Origin of the sequence: Nonomuraea sp. NPDC049784, from assembly GCF_040659615.1 — a bacterium.
GTDB lineage: Bacteria > Actinomycetota > Actinomycetes > Streptosporangiales > Streptosporangiaceae > Nonomuraea.
This window is the reverse complement of the sequence record NZ_JBFAMX010000169.1, coordinates 1-19,032: the sequence shown is the minus strand read 5'-3', so window position 1 is coordinate 19,032 and position 19,032 is coordinate 1. Positions and strand designations below refer to the sequence as shown.

Sequence of the window (19,032 nt, the reverse complement as noted above, 5' to 3'; positions counted from 1 at the left end):
GGTGGGTGTGGGCCATGCCGCTGGCCGCCGTGGTCATCGCCGGCGTCCTGCTGGCCACGGGCCGCCGTACCCCGTCCCGCGCCCTGGCAGCCCGCGGCCCGGCTGGGAACGGCCAGTCGCCCGCCACGCCCAGCCCCGCCCTCAACGGCGAGTCCCACGACACGCCCACTCCCGCTCTCAACGGCGAGTCCCACGACACGCCCGCCACCTTGGGTCACCCGTCCTCGCCGGAGCAGCCGGGCCAGACCGGCGGCAAGGACGTCCCGCTGGAGATCAGCGGGCTGACCAAGGCGTACAGGAACGGCGAGCTGGCCGTCGACGGGCTGTCGTTCCGGGTCGAGCAGGGCCAGGTCCTGGGCCTGCTCGGGCCGAACGGCGCTGGCAAGACGACCACGATGCGCATGATGATGGGCCTCATCCAGCCGGACGGCGGCGAGATCCGGATCTTCGGTGACCTCGTCACACCCGGGGCGCCCGTGCTGTCCAGGCTGGGGTCGTTCGTCGAAGGGCCGGGGTTCCTGCCGCACCTTTCCGGGCGGGACAACATCGAGCTGTACTGGGCCGCCACCGGCCGACCGGCCGCCGACGCGCACTTCGACGAGGCGCTGGAGATCGCCGGCCTGGGCAAGGCCCTGGAGCGGGCGGTACGCACGTACTCCCAGGGCATGCGCCAGCGGCTCGCCATCGCCCAGGCCATGCTCGGGCTGCCGGACCTGCTGGTGCTCGACGAACCCACGAACGGGCTCGACCCACCCCAGATCCGGGAGATGCGCGAGGTGCTCAAACGCTACGCGCGCGAAGGCCGTACCGTGATCGTCTCCAGCCACATGCTGGCCGAGGTGGAGCAGACCTGCAGCCACGTCGTGGTCATGCACCGGGGACGGCTGGTCTCCGCCGGCCCGGTGTCGCGGCTGCTCACGTCGGCCGCCGTCACCACGAACGGGCACGGCCCGCGCCTGGAAGACGTGTTCCTCGACCTCATCGGAGACAAGCCATGACCGCCGCCACGGACCACGCGGCCCACCCCGGCGCAACGGGCTACGCGGCCCGCCGCACGCTGCCGCTGCGCGTGGAGATCGTCCGGCAGTTCAAGCGACGGCGGACGATGGTCATGTTCGGGCTGCTGCTGGCGCTGCCGTGGATCCTGGTGATCGCGTTCCAGTTCGGGCCGCAGTCCAGCGGGCAGGGGCAGTCGTCGCTGCGCATCTCGGACCTGGCGACGGCCAGCGGCCTGAACTTCGCCGCGTTCGCCCTGTCGGTGTCGGCCAGCTTCCTGCTGGTGGTGGCGGTGGCGCTGTTCTGCGGCGACACCGTGGCCAGCGAGGCCAACTGGTCGTCACTGCGCTACCTGCTGGCGGCGCCGGTTCCCCGCGACCGGTTGCTGCGGCAGAAGCTGATCGTGGCGCTGGGCTACTCCGCCGCGGCGGTGATCTGCCTGCCGCTGATGGCGCTGCTCGCGGGCACGCTGGCGTTCGGCTGGAACGACATCCAGGTGCCCGGCACCGGAGAGACGATCCCGGCGCTGGACGTGCTGCCGCGCTTCGGCATCGTCATCGGGTACGCCCTGGTCAGCCAGCTCGTGGTCGCCGCACTCGCCTTTCTCGTCTCCACCATGACCGACTCCCCGCTGGGCGCGGTGGGCGGGGCGGTCGGCCTCTGGATCGTCTCCAACATCCTGCAGGCCGTGGAGGCGCTCGGGGGGCTGCGCGAGTTCCTGCCCACGTTCTGGAACAACGCCTGGCTCGACGCCCTGGCGCCGGAGCTGGACTGGAGCGGCATGGCCAAGGGGGCCTCGGTGTCGATCACGTACGCAGCCATCCTCATCGCCGTCGCGTTCCGCCGATTCCGCCGCAAGGACGTGGTGAGCTAGGCCCAGTCGAACGCCCTTGTCACGGCCTTCTTCCAGCCCGCGTACGCCTCCTCCCGCCGTTCCTCGCTCCATGAGGGCTCCCACCGGCGGTCCTCCGCCCAGTGCGCCCGCAGCTCCGAGGTGTCCTTCCAGTACCCGACGGCGAGCCCGGCGGCGTAGGCGGCCCCGAGCGCGGTGGTCTCGGCGACGACCGGGCGGCTGACCGGCACGCCGAGGATGTCGGACTGGAACTGCATGCACAGGTCGTTGGCGGTGACCCCGCCGTCGACCTTGAGCACGTCCAGGACGACCCCTGAGTCCCGCTGCATCGCCTCCATCACGTCGCGGCTCTGGTAGCAGATCGCCTCCAGCGTGGCCCTGGCGAGGTGGGCGTCGTTGTTGTAGCGCGACAGGCCCACGATGGCGCCGCGGGCGTCGGCCCGCCAGTACGGGGCGAACAGGCCGGAGAACGCCGGTACGAAATACATCCCGCCGGAGTCCTCCACCTGCCGGGCGAGGGCTTCGCTCTGGGGCGCGGAGGTGATCAGGTGGAGCTGGTCGCGCAGCCACTGCACCGCCGAGCCGGTCACCGCGATCGACCCTTCGAGCGCGAACACGGCGGGCTGGTCACCGAACTTGTAGGCCACCGTGGTCAGCAGGCCGCTCTGCGAACGCACGCGGGCGGTGCCGGTGTTGAGCAGCAGGAAGTTGCCGGTGCCGTAGGTGTTCTTGGCCTCGCCGGGCGAGAAGCAGACCTGGCCGACGGTGGCCGCCTGCTGGTCGCCGAGGATCGCGCTGATCGGCACCTCGCCGCCGACCGGCCCGTACGGGATCGTGGTCCCGTACGCGGCGGGGTCGGCGGACGGCCGGATCTCGGGCAGCATCGTCCGCGGGACCCCGAAGAACGACAGCAGCTCGTCGTCCCAGTCCAGCGTCTCCAGGTCCATGAGCATCGTGCGGCTGGCGTTGGTCACGTCCGTGATGTGCACGCCGCCGTTGACACCGCCCGTGAGGTGCCACAGGGTCCACGTGTCGGTGTTGCCGAAAACGGCCTCGCCGCGCTCCGCCGCCTCGCGGACGCCGTCCACGTTCTCCAGGATCCACTGGATCTTGCCGCCGGAGAAGTACGCCTCGGGCCGCAGCCCCGTCCTGTCGCGGATGACGTCCCCGCGGCCGTCCCGCTCCAGCGCGGCGGCGATCCGGTCGGTACGGGTGTCCTGCCACACGATCGCGTTGTAGTACGGGCGGCCCGTGCGCCGGTTCCATACGACGGTGGTCTCACGCTGGTTCGTGAGGCCCAGCGAGGCGAGGTCCTTGGCGTGCAGCCCGGCGCGCTGGAGCGTGGTCTGGATCACGGCGGCGGTGCGGGTCCAGATCTCGATCGGGTTGTGCTCCACCCAGCCCGCCCTCGGCAGGATCTGCTCGTGCTCGAGCTGGAACTTGGCGACCTCCGCGCCGTCGTGATCGAAGATCATGAAGCGGGTGCTGGTGGTGCCCTGGTCGATGGCCCCCACGAACTCGGACATGGAGCTCTCCTCTCACTCGTCCATCGGGGTGACGATGCCGAGTTCCTCACTCGGCGGGAGGAACCGGGCGATGCCCACCTGATAGAGACCGGCTCCTATGACCCCGCCCACCAGCGGGCCCACGATCGGCACCCAGAAGTACAGGTCGCCGTACTGATCTCGCCATGCGCTGCCGTATCCGGTGATGAAGCTCGCCAGGCGCGGCCCGAAATCGCGCGCCGGGTTGATCGCGTAGCCCGCGTCGGCGCCGAAGGCCATGCCGATCCCGACGATGAGCAGCCCGATGACGACGGGCCCCAGGTTGGCGCTGGGCGCCATGTTGGCGGTGTCGGACACGGCGAAGATGACGAACAGCAGGATCGCGGTGCCGATGATCTGGTCGCGCAACCCGCCCCACTGGCTCACCGGCAGGCTGCCGTTGCCGGGCAGGGTCGAGAAGACGCCCTGGGTCTTGATCGTGTGCCCGGGGTCCACCATGCTCAGGACCTCGGTGTAGTTCCAGCGCACGATGAGCGCCGCGATGAACGCCCCCGCCGTCTGAGCCAGCGCGTACGGGACGACCTTGCGCCACCTGAACCCGCGGAAGACCGCGAACCCCACCGTGACCGCCGGGTTGAGGTGCGCGCCCGTGGTCCGGCCCGCCACGTAGACGCCGAGCGCGACCCCGATCCCCCACGCCCAGGCGATGCTGTCGTGGTCACCGAGCTTGGCGGCGACCACCTGCGCGACCACGCCGATGCCGAACAGGATGAGCACCATGGTCCCGGCGAACTCAGCGATCAGTTCGCCGGCCAGTCCCATCCGGTTGAGACGCTCGGCCACCGGTCCTCCTTGCGCACGTGATCGTTGTGTGCCATTCCCGATTCCCGGGGAGGCATACTGATCGTGCGCAATCCGTCACGCAAAGTGACGCGCGAAGGTCACCAGGCTCGTTCCCGGGCCGTTGTAACCGGGGATGGGCTCGCCGACCTCGAACCCCATGCGGCGGTGGAACGCGATGGACGTCTGGTTGACGGATGCGGTGATGGCTTTCACGACCCGCCGATCGTGCCGGCGGGCCAGCTCGAAGAAGCGCTCGTACATGGTGCGGGCGAGGCCGCCGTTCCTGGCGTCGGGCGAGACGCCGACGAAGTGAATGTACGCCTCGTCGGGCACGGACGGGGACAGGAAGCCGATCAGGAAGCCGGCCATGCCCGCCGGGCCCTCCGCGATCAGGCTCGTCTGGTGGAAGTGGTCGAGGAAGAGCCTGGGCAGGGACGGCAGTACCGGGCGGCCCCACCAGTCGTCCACGACGGCGGCTATGGCGTCGTAGTCGGCGGGGGTCGCGGTGCGCAGGCGGTAGTCGGTGGTCTGTGTCACCGGAGATCTAGGACCAGTGTGGGGGCTTGTTGTCCAGGTAGAAGGCGTCCGCGTCGTCCTCGCGCCAGTCGCCCCAGCCCTCGTCCGTGTCGTCCGCCGTCTGCTCCGGTAGAAAATCGTTCACGCCCGACATGCTACCGGGGCATACAAACCTGCACCCGGCGTCTCCTGAGGTCGAAAGACAGGCGGAACCTGCGGCGGTACGATGCGAGAGCAGGTGTCGCCTACCCCCGTGAGGCTGCCCATGGCCACCCCGACAGGCTGGCGGCGAGAAGGCAATCTGCCGGCGGAGCTGACCAGCTTCATAGGCCGGACACGTCTCCTCGCCACGCTCAAACGGCACCTCAACGAGTCCCGCCTGGTGACCGTGACGGGCATCGGGGGCGTCGGCAAGTCGCGTACGGTGCTGCGGCTGGCGCACCAGGTGCGCGGACAGTATCCCGACGGCGTCTGGTTCGCCGATCTGGGGCGGCTGCAGGACGCGGGCATGGTCAAGCACACCATCGTCTCCGCGCTCGGCATCGCCGACCAGTCCCCGCGCGCGGAGTCCGAGTCGCTCGCAGAGTGGGTCGGCGAGCGCGACATGCTGCTCATCATCGACACCTGCGAGCACCTGCTGCAGGGATGTGCCGAGCTGGTGCAGGAGCTGCTGGAGGCCGCGCCCAATCTGAAGGTGCTGGCCACCAGCAGGCAGTCGTTGCACCTGCCTTTCGAGCACGTGATGCCGGTGCCGCCCCTCCTGGTGCCCGGCGACGATCCGGCGGAAAACCTGTTCACCAACGAGTCGGTCAAGTTGTTCGCTGCCCGGGCCGGCGCCAGCGTGCCCGACTTCACGCTCGACGAGGACAACATCGGCGCCGTCGCCGAGTTGTGCCGTCGGCTCGACGGCATCCCGCTCGCGATCGAGCTGGCCGCCGTGCGGTTGCGAGCGCTGTCCGTGGAGCAGATCCTCGGGCTGCTGACCGATCGGTTCAGCCTGCTGGCGGGCGCGAGCCGCACGGCCCTGCCCCGGCACCAGACGCTGCGCGCGGCCATCGGCTGGAGTCACGAGCTGTGCGAGCCGGCCGAGCGGCTGCTGTGGGCGCGGTTGTCGGTGTTCGCGGGCGACTTCGAGCTGGACGCGGCCCGGTTCGTCTGCTCCGACGGGCGCCTGTCCGCCGAGCGCATCACCGACCTCATCGGGGAGCTGGTCGAGAAGTCCATCCTGCTGACCAGGAGCAACGACGCCGGAATGCGCTACAAGCTGATCGACACCCTGGCCGAGTACGGCGAGGAGTGGCTCGACAAGCTCGGCCAGGCCGAGCAGGTGCGCCAGCGGCATCTGGAGTACTACCTGAGCCTGGCCCAGCGCGGCGAGGATGCCTGGTCGGGGCCGAGGCAGATCTACTGGTTCGTCCGCATGCGCCAGGAGCACGACAACGTCCGGCTCGCGCTCGAATACGCGCTGAAGACGCCAGGCAAGCAGCCGCTGGCGCTGACGCTGCTGTCGTCGCTCTGGTTCATGTGGGTCTGCTGCGGGTTCGCCCGCGAGGGGCGCCTCTACCTGGAGCGAGCGCTCGAAGCCAACCCCGGCCCGAGCAAGGAGCGGTGCAAGGCGCTCTGGGTGCTCGCCTACATACGCAACTCCCAGGGAGACAGCGTCGGAGGGCAGACGGCGGCGGAAACGTGCAGCTCCGAGGCCGTCCAGGTGGGCGACTCCCGGGCGGTGATCCTGGCCTCCAAGATGCAGGGCACGGCGGCGATGCTCCAAGGCGACATGCAGAAGGCCAGCGCGCTGCTGGGCGTGGCGATCGAGTTCAACACCGACAACAAGGAGCTCAACCCCGGCCTGCTGCCCGCCATCGTCGAGCTGGCCATCGTGCTGACCGCGCAGGGGGAGTTCTACGAGGCCGAGTCTCTGCTGCAGGACTGCCTGCTGGTGTGCAGGGAGCGGGGCGAGCTCTGGCTGAGCTCGCACGCGCAGTGGGCGCTGGCGGGCGCCAGGCTCGCGACCAACCGGCCCGAGGAGGCGCTGCAGAGCCTCAGGGAGGGGTTGCGGATCAAGCTGCACTTCCACGACACCCTCGGCACCCTGCTGGCGCTGGAGTCCTCGGCACGGATCTTCGTGGCCCTGGACCGCGTACCGCTGGCCGCCCTCCTGCTGGGGGCGCTGCAGCGAAACTGGAGATCGGCCGGCCTGCCGCAGTTGGGCGCGCCGTTCCTGTCCGATGACCACAACGCGTGCATCAGGGAGTGTGTGCGGCGGATGGGTGAGCTCGCCTACAAGAATGCCCTCGAGGAGGGCGCCCGGCTCGACCTTGAGGAGGCGTCCTCGCTCGCGCTGGGCGAGCTGGACGCCCTCAAGGACAGCTGACAGGGGAACCTCAGACGGCCTGCGGCCAGCGGGTGTCGTCCGGCCAGGCGTGCACGAAGCGTGCGCTGCCGAACGAGAATTCGATGTGGCCACGGACCCAGTGTTCGAGACCGCGCACGTAGTCGAGCACCGGCGGCGGAGCCCACCTCTCCATCGCCGCGCGCCGGTCGACGAACGCGGCGATCGCCTCGTCGTGCATGCGGGCGACCTCGAGCAGCGCGTCCTGAAGGGAGAGCGACTTGTGGGTGGCCAGCACGGTCACGAGGTTGTGCCGGGCCTTGTCGGTGCGGCGCTCCTTGGCGTACGAGAGCAGGTCGTTGTCCCAGCCGACGAGGTCGCATGCCAGGTCGGAGAGCGCGCGCACGTCGGGGTGGTACCAGTCCTCGGTCTCGATCCGGTAGCCGCCGCCGATGTCGATGAGCGCGAAGCAGGTGTACGTGGCGCCGGTGGTGCGGCGCATCAGGAGATAGTCCTCGGGGGTCGGGATCAGATCGACCTCGCGGTTCGCCGCCTCCCAGATCTGGGCGAATAAGTACTCCTTCACAGCGCTCCGCCATCGGTCCAGCTGTTCGGGAGTGGCCATCGCGGAGATGCGGTCCAGGAGCCCCTTGAGGGCGAGGCCGAACACGTCGCCAGGCTCCGGGCCCCTGTCCCCGTCGAGGCCCTCCAGGAGTGACGGCAGCGCGCGGGCGACCGCGGCGGCCCGATGCCCCGTGAGCTCACTCTCGCAGAACCCGTCGTCGAAGGCCCAGAGCCAGAAGTACCAGTCAGTGATCAGCCGGAGACTGTCGCGCGGCACGGTCGGGTTGGTCCGTGCGGGCAGGAGGCCGAGTTCCGAGCGACTGAAGTGGTCGATGGAGTCGGCGCTGGGAAGCATGTTCGAGGCGGCCACCCATGCGTGACTCTCTGCAGTGACCTCCGCGGCATGAACGTTGATCTCGTTGGGGAACGGACATGGCAGCGGAGGGATGTGGAGCGGTCGCCTATCGAAGGGGTGCGCAGATTTAGCCACATCCCTCAGCATGACTACAGACCGCTCGTAAGGCCATACTCGCCAACTTCGATACCTTAAAAGCTTATTTCATATTATGAATCACTATGCCGAGAGCCATTGGATAAACTGCTCATTTGCGAACATTCGCGCCGTGTCCAAGGCCGACGGCGTACCCGCGTTCGGGTCGGCGCCCGCGTCCAGCAACGCTCTGACCACTGCGGATTCCTTCTTGAAGACCGCACCCGCGAGCGGGGTCTGCCCGCGGCCGTTGACCCGGTTGGGGTCGGCTCCGCACGTGACCAGCATGCCCACGGTCTCAGCGTGACCGTAATAAGCCGCCAGCATCAGCAAAGTGTCACCCTTGCCGTTGGTCAGGTCGACCGGCGCCCCTGCCTCGACATACGCGCGCAGCGTCTCGGTGTCACCCGCCCTGGCCAGGTCGAACATCCTGGTGGCGAACTCTTCGAGCTCCGGGTCCCCGTCCATGCGCCCCATTGTGCCTCGATAGGGTGCCGTGCACGGAATCGTTCCGGCCCTCTGGACGCGGAATCGTTCTGACCCGCCGTAGGTTCTGGAGATGAGTACCTAGGGAAAGGCTGTCCAACCGTGATCGACCCGACGGATCTCTACAAGCTCGCAGACGACGCGCCCGAGCTGCCCGATCCGGTGCTGTTGTACCACTTCGACGGTTTTGTCGACGCGGGCAGCGCCGGACGTCTCGCGCTGGGCCACGTGCTGGCCGAGCTGGAGCACCGGGTCGTGGCGACGTTCGACGTGGACCGGCTGCTCGACTACCGGTCTCGCCGGCCCATCATGACCTTTGACACCGACCGCTGGGTCGAGTACGAGAGCCCGGAATTGGCCGTTTATGTTGCGAAAGACTCGACAGGGACGCAGTTCCTGGTGATGAACGGGCCCGAGCCCGACCGCGAGTGGGAGCTGTTCACCAAGGCCGTGTCGGATCTGGTGGAGCGGCTGCGCGTGAGCAAGCTGGTGACGCTGCACGGCGTCCCCATGGCGGTCCCCCACACCCGGCCGCTCGGCATCACCATGCACGCCAGCCGGCCCGAGCTGATCAACTCCCAGACGAGCGCGTTCGGGCGCGTCCAGGTGCCGGGGAGCGTGGCGGCGCTGCTGGAGCTGCGGCTGGGGGCGCAGGGACACGACGCGCTGGGGTACGCGGTCCACGTGCCGCACTACCTGTCGCAGGCCGAATACCCGACCGCCGCCGTGACCGCACTCGAAGCCGTGACGAGGGGGACGGGGCTGGTGTTCCCGATGGACCCGCTGCGCGACGCGGCCCGCCGTACGATGACGGAGATCGAGGAGCAGATCAGCGCCTCCACCGAGCTGTCTACGGCGATCAAGGGGCTTGAGCAGCAGTACGACGCCTTCGCGGCCGGCGCCGAGCGCGAGAACCTGATGGCGGAGAGCACCCCGATGCCCACCGGCGACGAACTCGCCGCCCAGTTCGAGCGCTTCCTCGCCGAGCGCGACGAGGACTGACCCATCTAAAACTCCATATTTTACGGTGGCCCAGCCTGGCCCCACCCGCCGCACCTGGCCGGGGTCTGTCCAGGGTGACGCTCTCCAGGTGTGCGTGGCTGGGCGCCGTAACGGCGCCCACTGGGCCGTCTGGGTGGTGCCTTCGTGGCCGGATGCCGTCATGTCTGGATATGGGACGGCTCCGGATTCCCCACAGCGGTGACCGGGTCCCATCACGGCTCGATGTGGTCCCCTGGACGGTGCCCTTGTGACCGTCCAGAGGGCCACGTTGGGCCGGACGCCTCGCGACATCACACCGTCCCAGCACCACATGGGGCGGGACTGGTGGCGTGGGCGGGCTGGGGGATCTTCAGGGGGCGGCGGGATAGCCTGGGGAAATGAGTGAGATCCGGGTCGGGCTGGTCGGCTATGGCACCGCCGGGGCGTACTTTCACGCCCCGCTCATCCACGCCACCCCAGGCCTCTCCCTGGCCGCCGTGGTGACCAGGAACCCCGCCCGGCAGGCCGAAGTGGCCGGGAAGTACGGCGCGAGCCCTGTGGCCGACGTGGAGGAGCTGTGGGGGCTGTGCGATCTCGTCGTGGTCGCCTCGCCCAACAAGACCCACGTGGCCACCGCCACATCCGCACTCACCCACGGCCTGCCCGTCGTCGTGGACAAGCCGCTGGCCCGGACCGCCGAGGAGGGGCGCGAGCTGGTGCGGCTGGCCAAGGAGCGCGGGCTCATGCTGACCGTGTTCCAGAACCGGCGGTGGGACGGCGACTTCCGGACCGTGCGGAAGCTGGTCGAGGAGGATCGGCTGGGTGAGGTGCTGCGGTTCGAGTCGAGGTTCGAGCGGTGGCGGCCGGTGCCCAAGGGCGGCTGGCGGGAGACCGGGGGCGCGGAGGAGATCGGCGGGCTGCTCTACGACCTGGGCAGCCACCTCGTCGACCAGGCCCTGCAGCTGCTCGGGCCCGTCCGGGAGGTCTACTGCGAGAGCGACGTGCGGCGCGAGGGGGTGGCCTCCGACGACGACACGTTCATCGCGCTGACGCATGCGAGTGGGGCTCGGTCCCACTTGTGGATGAGCTCGGTGGCCGCCTTTCGCGGGCCCCGGTTCCGGGTGCTGGGGTCTTCTGCGGGGTTCGAGAAGTACGGGATGGACCTGCAGGAGGAGCGGCTGCGGGCGGGCATGGCGCCCGACTCGCCCGAGTTCGGGGAGGATGACGAGGGAAGCTGGGGGATGCTCGGCACGGAGGACGCCCATCGTGCCGTGCGGACCGAGCCGGGGGCGTACCTGGACTTCTACCAGGGTGTGGTGGCGGCGCTGCGCGAGGGCGTGCCACCACCCGTGGACCCGGCGAGCGTGATCGACACGCTGACCGTCATCGAGGCCGCCCACCTCTCGGCCACCCAGCGCATGGTCGCCCACCTGACCTGACGCACCCACCGACCGGCTCTCGGCGTGCGCACGCCGAGGGGTCGGGCCGGTGAGCGTCCTGCGCGGCCACGGCCTCGCCACAGACCTGCCGCCACGCAGCCCGCGGCCATCCAGCACCTCACCCGCGAGGCCGCCCGGGGCAGCCTGCCGGAGCGCGACGCACGTCGGCGGTCGCCCGGCGGTGGCCGATCGCGCGGAAAGCGCGGTGGTCAAGCGCACAGGCGACCGCGTGCCACTGTCAGTCGCGCAGGCGGGCGCGCATCGCGGTCGTGTCGGCGTCCGTCCAGCCGTGCCGGGTCAGCCACCCCATCGGCCCGCCGAACCGGTCGTCGAGCACCCCGAGGAACTGCTCGATGTACCGGGCCCGAGGCATGTGGTCGTCGGCCGGCCGCGAGTCCAGGTCGCCCCGGTACGTCTCGCTGCTCCGCAGCCGCTTGAGGATCAGCTCCAGCCGCTCCCCCGTGGCCGCGTAGTCCTCGACGATCGCCTCCCGGGTCGCCCCGGCGACCTCCAGGGCCAGCGCCGACAGCACCCCGGTGCGGTCCTTGCCGGCCGCGCAGTGCACCAGCGCCGCCCCGTCGTCCAGCGACATCGCGCGCAGCGCCGCGACCACGGCGTCCGGACGGTCGCGCAGGTAGCCGAAGTAGAAGCCGGTCACCCGCAGTTCCTCGTCCAGACCGCGTTCGGCCCAGGGCAGCACCCGGTCGCCGTCGATGGTGTCGGCCTCGACGTCGGTGTGCGTGCCGCCCTCCGCGAACAACGTCAGATGGTGGTGCCGTACCTCGGGCACATGGGTGAGCGGTCCAGGGCCCTCCAATGAGACCTCGGCGTTCGAGCGGAGGTCCACGACGTGCCGCAGGTTCAGCTCGTTCACCAAGTGCGTCACGTCAGCGGCCGTGAGGCCCTGCAGGTTGTCGGCACGGAAGATCCGCCCGCGACGGGTGTGGCCGCCGTCACGAGTGGGCAGTCCGCCCAGGTCACGCGCGTTGACCGCGCCTTCCAGGTCTATCCACCTCGTCATCTCGTCCATCATTGCGACCCTATATGTCCGCCAAATATGAGCGAATTCGAGGTTCATAACGCAGCATGAACGTATGGATCCACGAGCTCTGCCTCCACGGCTGGTGATCGATCCATCGCTGCCCCCGGAGATCTTGGCCGAGCTGCGGTCGAGCCCGCACGTCCTCCGCAAGGCTCGATCGGGTGCGCGCATGGACACCACGAAAAACCCCGCCACGCTCTTCGTGCTCCCCGCCCTCATAGTGGTGGTCGCCCTGGTGGCCGACTTGCCGGCCCTGCTGGTCGCGGGCATCGGAGTCGGCATGATCGTCCTGATCCGGTGGATCGCGCTGGACAGCTCATATCGCACGACCAGGCGAAAGCTTGAACTCGCCCGAGTCCATGCCAACCACTACATCCTGCCGGAGGACCTGGACTACCCCTGCCAGATGCTGCTGCGCAGGGCGCAGAACGCGGTCGATGCGATCATGGGCTCCCGCGTCCACAGGGACGGCCTGATCGACAGCATCGACAACATGGTGTCGCTGCCCGAGGAGGTCTGGCAGATCGCCCAGCGGCTGCGGCGGCTGTCGTCCATGCACGCCGAGCACGGCAAGCTCGTTCCCCGCGAGCTGCCATCCGGCCTGGAGGATGCGTTCAAGCCCTACTCCAGCGCGCTGGACGCCGCCTGGACGTCGCTGTCGCAGCGCGTACGCCACCTGGAGAAGTACGCCAAGCAGGTGATCAAGGCGGACAAGGTCTACCACGCCCACCGGCGGCTACAGGCGCTGGCGGCCAAGACCCCCGAATACCAGCAGCTGATCGCCGAGACCGTCCGGGACGAGCTGGCACACCAGCGCATCAGGGAGCTGGCCGATCAGGCGGCGCACGTGCGCAAGCTGTTCGAGGAGAGCATCCTCCAGGCGAGGCAGGCGGCGGGCGAGCTGATCAGGTCTCCCCTCACCTGAGGGTCAGGGCGCGGCGCGTCTGAGGAGTTCCAGGGTCCGGCGCATGCCGGCCTCGTTGCCGAGGCTGCGGTAGATCTCCCTGGCCTGCTCCAGCGGCTCCACCGCGGCCCCGCGCCCGCCCGCGTCCAGGTGCGCCTCCCCGAGGTAACGCAGGCTCCTGGCCATCCACCACCGGTCCTCGAGCTCCTCGAAGCCCTGCACGGCCCGCCGCAGCTCGTGTTCCGACTCCTCGATCCGTCCCAGCCTCGCCAGCGCCCGCCCGGCCGACACGGCGGTCCTGGCCACCCCCCACGAGTCGCCCAGCGCCGCCAGGATCCTCTCAGCCCGCCGTACGTACTCGAGCTCACGCAGCCCGTTGTCCGGGTCGCCCACCTCGCCGGCGGCCCGCAGGCAGCGTGCCTCCTCCCACCGCTCCCCGCGCTGCTTGAACATCTCGGCGGCCCTGTCGAGGCTGAACCCTGCCCTGGTGAACAGGTTGGCGGCCAGCCGGTGGTCGCCCGCCTGATGCTCGCCGCGCGCCTGGGCGGCCAGCACCTCGCCGTAGACGCGCAGCGTCTGGGCCTCCGAGTAGCGGTTGCCCTCCCGCTTGAAGATCTCCAGGGCGTCTTCCAGCAGCTCCCTGGCCTCATCGGGACGGCGTTCCGCCATGCGCATCTCGGCCAGGTTGCGCTGGGTGCGGGCCATCCACCACAGGTCGTCCTCGCCCTTGAACGCGGTGATGGCCCCGATGAGGTAGTCCTGTGCCCGGTCCAGGTGGCCGTCGCTGAACAGCGTCATCCCGATCGTGCGCATGGCCCTGGCCGCCCACCACGACTCCCCCAGTTCGGTGAACGTCTCCAGGGCCCGCTCCGCCTCCTCCAGAGCCCGCTCCCGCAGGCCCAGGCCACCGTGCACGGAGGCGCTGTCGAGCAGCGCGATGGCCAGCGCGCGGCGGTCGCCGGCCTGCGCGGCCGCCTCGCAGCCGATCTCCGCCATGGCCACCCAGTCAGCCCAGTACGCACGCAGCGAGTGGCACAACGAGCAGAACGCCCTGGCCAGCCCCCACGTCAGCTCCCACAGCTGGAGCTGGCGGGCCAAGTGGATCATCGCGATCAGCGACAGCCGCTCGGCGTTGAGCCAGTCGGCGGCGCGGACCTGCCCGTCGGCGGTGGAGCGGCGGCCGCCCCTCCTCCAGTCCTGCGGCCAGCGGTTCTGCGCGGCATCCTCGGCGCGGCGGCGGTAGCCGTAGAGCACGCGTTCGATGGCGGCCCTGCGCCGCTCGGCCTCGTCCTGCTCGGCCAGCTCCGCGGCGAACACCCTGACCAGGTCGTGCAGGCGGTAACGCATCGTACTGGTCTGGTCTGTGCCCGAGCACTCGGCGAGCTGGGCGTCGATGAGGGCCTCGAGCTGGTCGGCGCCGTCGAGCCCGGAGATGTCGAGCAGCTCGCCGGCCACCCAGCCGGGCACGTCGGGCGCGGTGAGCGCGCTGAGCAGGCGCAGCAGGCGGCGCTGCATCCCCGTGCAGTCGTCGTAGCTCAGCTGTACGGAGGCGCGCACGCTCTTGTCGACCGTCGGGGCCACTTCGAGCTGGTCGAGGCGGCGGCGCGTGTCGGCCAGGCGGTTGGCCATCTCGCGCATGGTCCACTGCTCGCGGGTGGCCAGGCGACCGCCGCAGATGTTGATCGCCAGCGGCAGGTAGTCGCACATCTGTACGACCTCCTTGGCGGCCTCGAGATCCTCGACGACCCGGGCGCCGCCCGCCAGCCGGGCCAGCAGCTCCACGCCGTGCGCCTCGCTGAACACGCCGAGCCGCGTGTCATGGGTGCCGTTCAGGAACAGCGGCGCGCGGGACGTGACCAGCACCGCGCAGCCGGGCTCGGCCGGGATCAGCGGTTTGACCTGGGCGGCGTCGTGGGCGTTGTCCAGGCCGATGAGGATCCTGCGGCCCTTGGTCCAGGTCAGCCAGAGCTTGCGTAACTCGTCGAGGCCGCCGGGGTCGGTGGTCAGGCGCACGTCCAGCGCGCGCAGGAACCCGATCAGCACCTCGTCGGGGCGGACCGGGGCGTCGACCCCGCCGCGCAGGTCGGCGTAGAGCCTGCCGTCGGGGAACCAGCCGGCCATCTCCTGCCCGAACCTGGTCATCAGCGCGGACTTGCCGACGCCGCCCCGGCCGTACACCGAGACCACGAGGGGCGGCGAGAGGTCGGAGGACTCCCTGCGGTCGGCGAAGACCTCGCGTAACTCGGCGAGCGATTCCGCGCGCCCGGTGAAGTGCTCGGGGACCGGCGGCCACTGGTCGGGCGCGAGCGAGGCGGACTCTGGGAGCGCCCGGCGTTTGGGCCCGCGCGGCTCGGTGGTGGCCCAGGTGGTCAGTCCCACGAGAGCGGCGGCCGCACCGGTCACAGCGATCTTGGCCGCCGGCGGGATCTCCCACTCAATGGACGCCGTCAGCACGCTCGCCGCGGCCGCCGCCAGTCCCGCGGAGACCGGCGCGGCCCAGGAGACCCTTCTACGTCGCGGTCGCGGCTTGTCCGGCAACTCGCCTGTCAACGAACACCCCCTGGGGTGATTCAAACCGATGGGGTACGGCTTGCGCCAGCCGTACCCCATCGTTCATTCACTAGCCGATCACATGACAGGTGGCCGTCGCCGTCTTGGTGGGGTCGCTCTCCGAGGTGGCGGTGAGCTTCACCCTGGCCAGCCGGTCGCCGCCGGACTCGCGCACGGCGTTCACGGTGACCGGGGCCTCCTTGCCGAACGCGACGGAGGCAAGCGCGTTCGGGAGCTGGGCGGTCCAGCCCTTGCCCTGGACCTCGGCCTTGAGGCGGTAGACGTCGGAGTTCAGGTAGGCGCTGACGTCCTCCGGGTGCTGGCCCTGCGCCGGGGCCGTCTTGCCGGTGTTGACCAGCGGGAACTTGCAGGTGGAGATGCTGTTGCCGGTCGGCAGGCCGGCCGCGGGAAGCAGCTTGACGCCGCGCTTCTGCGGGCCCGCGCCGTCGAGCGAGCGGATGGCGACCGTGTAGGAGAGGTGGCCGTCGCGGTCGCGCTTGACGTCGGTGATGTAGAAGTGCAGGCGGTTGGCCTGGTCGATGTACTCGTACTCGCTGCCGGAGTCGGTGCCGGCGTGGAAGAGGGCGTCGGCGAGCTGGCGGTAGTCGCCGATCGTGATCGGCACCTTGGTCCCGTTGGGCATGACGTAGTCGGTCATGTTGATGTCCTGCGGGTTAGCGTCGATCACCCACTCGAAGGGGGCCCGGTCCTGGTTCTTGGTCTTGGCCAGCAGGACGCCGGCGTCAGGGGTGAACGAGTCGGTGCCCATGCGGTCCACGACCTCGACCGTGTAGTTGTCGTAGCCGCCGCCGTCGCAGAGCGGGTCGGCCTTGTCGCACGAGCTCTTGTCGCCATCGGTGTCGAAGGAGATGTTGACGCCGGCCAGCTCGTTCTTGCCCGGCTGGTCCACGCGGGCCAGGACCCTGGCGGTGACCAGGCCGGACTCGTCGAGCGCCGCGCGTGACAGGCGTAGGACGTTCTGCTCGTCCACCATCTCCAGCTTGATCTTGTTGCGGAGCATGTGCTGGGCGCCCATGGACGCGCCGGACGTGGGCGGTATCAGCCAGCGGGAGTGCGGGCCGCCCGGGCCGTTGAAGCTGCCGCGGCTGAGCATCTCCCAGATGCCGGTGTACGCCCGTTTGGGCGGCACGGCGTACGGGTTGTTGTAGTTGTCGGCGATGCCCATGATGTGGCTCAGCTCGTGCGCGTAGACGGCCATGCCGGAGCTCTCGGCCTGCACCGAGTCGATACCGAAGCGGGCGTTCGGCCAGAAGGTGGAGCCGGCCTGCCACGAGGTCCAGTCGACGTAGCGGGTGGCCACCCAGTTGGGCAGCGCCGGGTCCGGCGGGCCCCACTCGTCGGGCACGTCCTCCTTGGTCGGGAACTTCATCATCCCGAACTCCTGCCAGGTGGACGACTCGTCCTGGCCGGCGCTCAGGTAGAAGACGAAGTCGAACTGCTTGGCCACCTCGTCGCCGACGGCGCCGATCCAGGCGGCGTTGCCCTCGGTACGCAGGTTCTTGTTGCAGGTGTCACCCGACGGGCAGCCGGTGCCCGCCTGGAACTCCATCGCGTACTCGTGGTCCTTGCCCGACAGCGTGTAGGGCCCGAACCCGGTCAGCTCCACCCCGTATCTGCCGCCCGAGTCCTCCATCCAGTACTCGTGGATGGTGTGACCCTTGTTGAGGGTGTTCGGGGTGTTGAGGAAGTCCTGGTAGAACTTGGCCACCTGGTCGCGCGGGATGTCGTGGGCCTCGGCGCTCGGGTTCGCGTAGATCGTCGAGCCCTTGGGCTGCGTCACCACGAACGGCTGGTTCGGGTAGTCGAGCAGCACGAGCGCGCCCTTGAAGGTACGCTTCGACCCCTTGACGGCGGGGTCGTTCCACTTGGTGCCGGGCGGCTGTTTGTAGTCCGCCCACGTCATGTTGTCGGGGTTTTCCCAGTTCTGTGGGTCGATGGGCTTGATGCCGCCGGCCGGGCGGGTGCGCAGGGCCTGGGCTTCGGCGGGTGCGTCGAGCTGCCAGGGCTGCGTTTGCGGCCAGTGGTTCTGCCGCCAGGGGAACTCGGGGTCTGTGGGGGGTGCTGCGGAAGCAGGGGTCGCTATCAGGCTCACCGGGATCAGCACGATGGCCGCCAGCAACCCCTTCAGCAGCTTCTTCGGGGCAATCACGGATTGACGGTATAGACGTTATTGACAGAGATCAACGATCAGTTGCATGCAAATACGTGACGTGTAGCGTCTTATCCGGACATTTGATGAAATGTCACCGTAAAGGGGTGGGCGTGGCCGGGGCGGTCCAGACGAGCTCGCCGCCCCTCGCGACCGGCCTGCTACTGGAGGGCTGGTGGCGACCTTGGAGACCTGCGGCGCGAGGAGCCGACGGCCACCCCTAGGTGGACGCGTTCCCGCAGGTCGCGCCGGTGACCGTACAGGTGGCCCGGCCCTTGCGGCCGAGGCGACCGCGCGGGTGCCGGGACTCGGGCGCCCTGAAACCCGCCGAATGATACTTACGGATGGAATCGTATGATTCGTCCTTATTGCGTACTTGTCCTGGCTCACGTTTAATGCCCTGAAGAGAAGATCCGACGGGAGATCTGATGCCGTCTGCGAAGCGTGCCGGCCCGGCTCTGGGCAGGCGCGCGCCCGCGCCCGTCGTGGTCCACTCCGCCCCACTCGTGCTGCCCATCTGCACCGATCCCATCCGTGACGGCGCGGTCGCGGTCAGGGGCGACCGTGTGGTCAAGGTGGGCCCGCGAGCTTCGGTGCTCTCGTCCCTTCCCGGAGCCTCCGAGGTGCGCTGGACCGGGATGATCGTGGCCGGGCTGGTGGACGCCTGCGCCGCCGTCCCCGCCGCCGGCACCGGGGTGACCGCGCGGGCCAGCGTGGTGTCCGACCTGGCCGATCCGCCTGCGGCTCCCGGCATCTCGTATGTCAAGGTGACCAGCGAGAACGAGGAGGAGTGGGAGGCGTACGGGCGGGACGCGGTGATCACGGCGATTCGCGAGGTCGACAGGCCCTGCGCGGTGGGGATCGCGGCGCACACCCGGGATCCGCAGGTGCTGGAGGACGTGGCGGTGCTGGCCAGGACGTTCGGGCTGCGGCTGCTGGTGGATCTGGACCGGCACTCACCCGCGGCCCTGGACGAGGCGGGGGTGCTGGGACGGCTGTGCCACGCGGCGTGTGCCCGGCCCCTGGACCCCGGGGAACGCAAGCTGCTGCGGCTGCGCAAGACCGTGGTGGCTGTCTGCCCGTCATCTGCCCCTGATGTACTGATGCTCCTCGACGAGGGCAACCCGGTCGCCCTCGCCACCGGCCCGGCCCCGAACGGCCCCGCCGTGCCTGCCGCACCGGCCGGCGCGGACGGTGCCGGCGGGCCGGCGCCTGCCGATGTGCTCGGTGTCGCCCGGGCCATCAGGCGGGACGCTCGTGAGCGCGGGCTGCGTACCCGAGGGCTGGACGGCAAGCTGGTTGAGGCGGCGACGCTGGGCGGGGCTCGTGCGCTGGGGATGGATCGGGGCAAGGGGCGGATC

At 69.8% G+C, this 19,032-nt stretch carries 15 protein-coding genes; 7 read left to right on the top strand and 8 right to left on the bottom strand.

The genetic code is table 11. From position 1 onward, the window contains the following. Together AB0J09_RS29555 and AB0J09_RS29550 are read left to right on the top strand one after the other, a co-directional pair. The coding region (locus AB0J09_RS29555; protein ID WP_360698127.1) for an ATP-binding cassette domain-containing protein at positions 1 to 998 on the top strand (998 nt) is incomplete at its 5' end. Continuing rightward, complete coding sequence (locus tag AB0J09_RS29550) at positions 995 to 1,870, top strand: ABC transporter permease subunit (RefSeq protein WP_360698124.1); 876 nt, start codon at positions 995 to 997, stop codon at positions 1,868 to 1,870. The genes AB0J09_RS29555 and AB0J09_RS29550, both read left to right, overlap by 4 nt. Here AB0J09_RS29550 and glpK read toward each other — a convergent pair. The 3 genes from glpK to AB0J09_RS29535 all read right to left on the bottom strand — a co-directional run bounded on the left by glpK (position 1,867) and on the right by AB0J09_RS29535 (position 4,734). Then, positions 1,867 to 3,375 carry a glycerol kinase GlpK gene (glpK, locus tag AB0J09_RS29545; protein WP_360698121.1) on the bottom strand — a complete coding sequence of 503 codons (1,509 nt, stop codon included), beginning with the start codon at positions 3,373 to 3,375 and terminating at the stop codon, positions 1,867 to 1,869. The genes AB0J09_RS29550 and glpK overlap by 4 nt on opposite strands. 12 nt (positions 3,376 to 3,387) lie before the next feature. Continuing rightward, positions 3,388 to 4,197, bottom strand: a complete 810-nt coding sequence (locus AB0J09_RS29540; RefSeq protein WP_360698118.1) for an MIP/aquaporin family protein — start codon at positions 4,195 to 4,197, stop codon at positions 3,388 to 3,390. Positions 4,198 to 4,272: 75 nt separating this feature from the next. Beyond that, positions 4,273 to 4,734, bottom strand: coding sequence for a GNAT family N-acetyltransferase (locus tag AB0J09_RS29535; protein ID WP_360698116.1), 462 nt, complete (start codon positions 4,732 to 4,734; stop codon positions 4,273 to 4,275). A gap of 232 nt (positions 4,735 to 4,966) precedes the next feature. Between AB0J09_RS29535 and AB0J09_RS29530 the strand changes: the two genes are divergently transcribed. Then, on the top strand, positions 4,967 to 7,087 hold the full coding sequence (locus tag AB0J09_RS29530; RefSeq protein ID WP_360698113.1) for a tetratricopeptide repeat protein: 2,121 nt from the start codon (positions 4,967 to 4,969) through the stop codon (positions 7,085 to 7,087). Positions 7,088 to 7,097: 10 nt separating this feature from the next. Here the strand turns inward: AB0J09_RS29530 and AB0J09_RS29525 are convergent, their stop codons facing one another. Both AB0J09_RS29525 and AB0J09_RS29520 read right to left on the bottom strand, forming a co-directional pair. Then, on the bottom strand, positions 7,098 to 7,964 hold the full coding sequence (locus tag AB0J09_RS29525) for a hypothetical protein (RefSeq protein WP_360698110.1): 867 nt from the start codon (positions 7,962 to 7,964) through the stop codon (positions 7,098 to 7,100). A 219-nt stretch (positions 7,965 to 8,183) separates the two neighbouring features. Beyond that, positions 8,184 to 8,567: an ankyrin repeat domain-containing protein gene (locus AB0J09_RS29520; RefSeq protein WP_360698108.1), complete on the bottom strand. Its 384-nt coding sequence runs from the start codon at positions 8,565 to 8,567 to the stop codon at positions 8,184 to 8,186. Between the two features lie 120 nt (positions 8,568 to 8,687). Between AB0J09_RS29520 and AB0J09_RS29515 the strand changes: the two genes are divergently transcribed. Next, the gene (locus AB0J09_RS29515) at positions 8,688 to 9,587 is read left to right on the top strand and encodes a PAC2 family protein (RefSeq protein ID WP_360698105.1); all 900 of its coding nucleotides are present in this window, start codon (positions 8,688 to 8,690) and stop codon (positions 9,585 to 9,587) included. 377 nt (positions 9,588 to 9,964) lie between these two features. Continuing rightward, complete coding sequence (locus AB0J09_RS29510; protein ID WP_360698102.1) at positions 9,965 to 11,005, top strand: Gfo/Idh/MocA family oxidoreductase; 1,041 nt, start codon at positions 9,965 to 9,967, stop codon at positions 11,003 to 11,005. A gap of 238 nt (positions 11,006 to 11,243) precedes the next feature. On the opposite strand, the gene AB0J09_RS29505 is transcribed toward AB0J09_RS29510, so the two are convergent. Beyond that, complete coding sequence (locus AB0J09_RS29505; protein WP_360698099.1) at positions 11,244 to 12,026, bottom strand: tyrosine-protein phosphatase; 783 nt, start codon at positions 12,024 to 12,026, stop codon at positions 11,244 to 11,246. Positions 12,027 to 12,099: 73 nt separating this feature from the next. Between AB0J09_RS29505 and AB0J09_RS29500 the strand changes: the two genes are divergently transcribed. After that, the gene (locus AB0J09_RS29500; RefSeq protein WP_360698096.1) at positions 12,100 to 12,972 is read left to right on the top strand and encodes a hypothetical protein; all 873 of its coding nucleotides are present in this window, start codon (positions 12,100 to 12,102) and stop codon (positions 12,970 to 12,972) included. A gap of 3 nt (positions 12,973 to 12,975) precedes the next feature. On the opposite strand, the gene AB0J09_RS29495 is transcribed toward AB0J09_RS29500, so the two are convergent. Both AB0J09_RS29495 and AB0J09_RS29490 read right to left on the bottom strand, forming a co-directional pair. Next, on the bottom strand, positions 12,976 to 15,501 hold the full coding sequence (locus tag AB0J09_RS29495) for a tetratricopeptide repeat protein (protein WP_360698093.1): 2,526 nt from the start codon (positions 15,499 to 15,501) through the stop codon (positions 12,976 to 12,978). Between the two features lie 70 nt (positions 15,502 to 15,571). Further along, positions 15,572 to 17,671: a M6 family metalloprotease domain-containing protein gene (locus AB0J09_RS29490; protein WP_360698090.1), complete on the bottom strand. Its 2,100-nt coding sequence runs from the start codon at positions 17,669 to 17,671 to the stop codon at positions 15,572 to 15,574. Between the two features lie 428 nt (positions 17,672 to 18,099). Here AB0J09_RS29490 and AB0J09_RS29485 point away from each other — a divergent pair. Beyond that, a partial coding sequence (locus AB0J09_RS29485) for a hypothetical protein (protein WP_360698088.1) occupies positions 18,100 to 19,032 on the top strand: 933 nt, incomplete at its 3' end.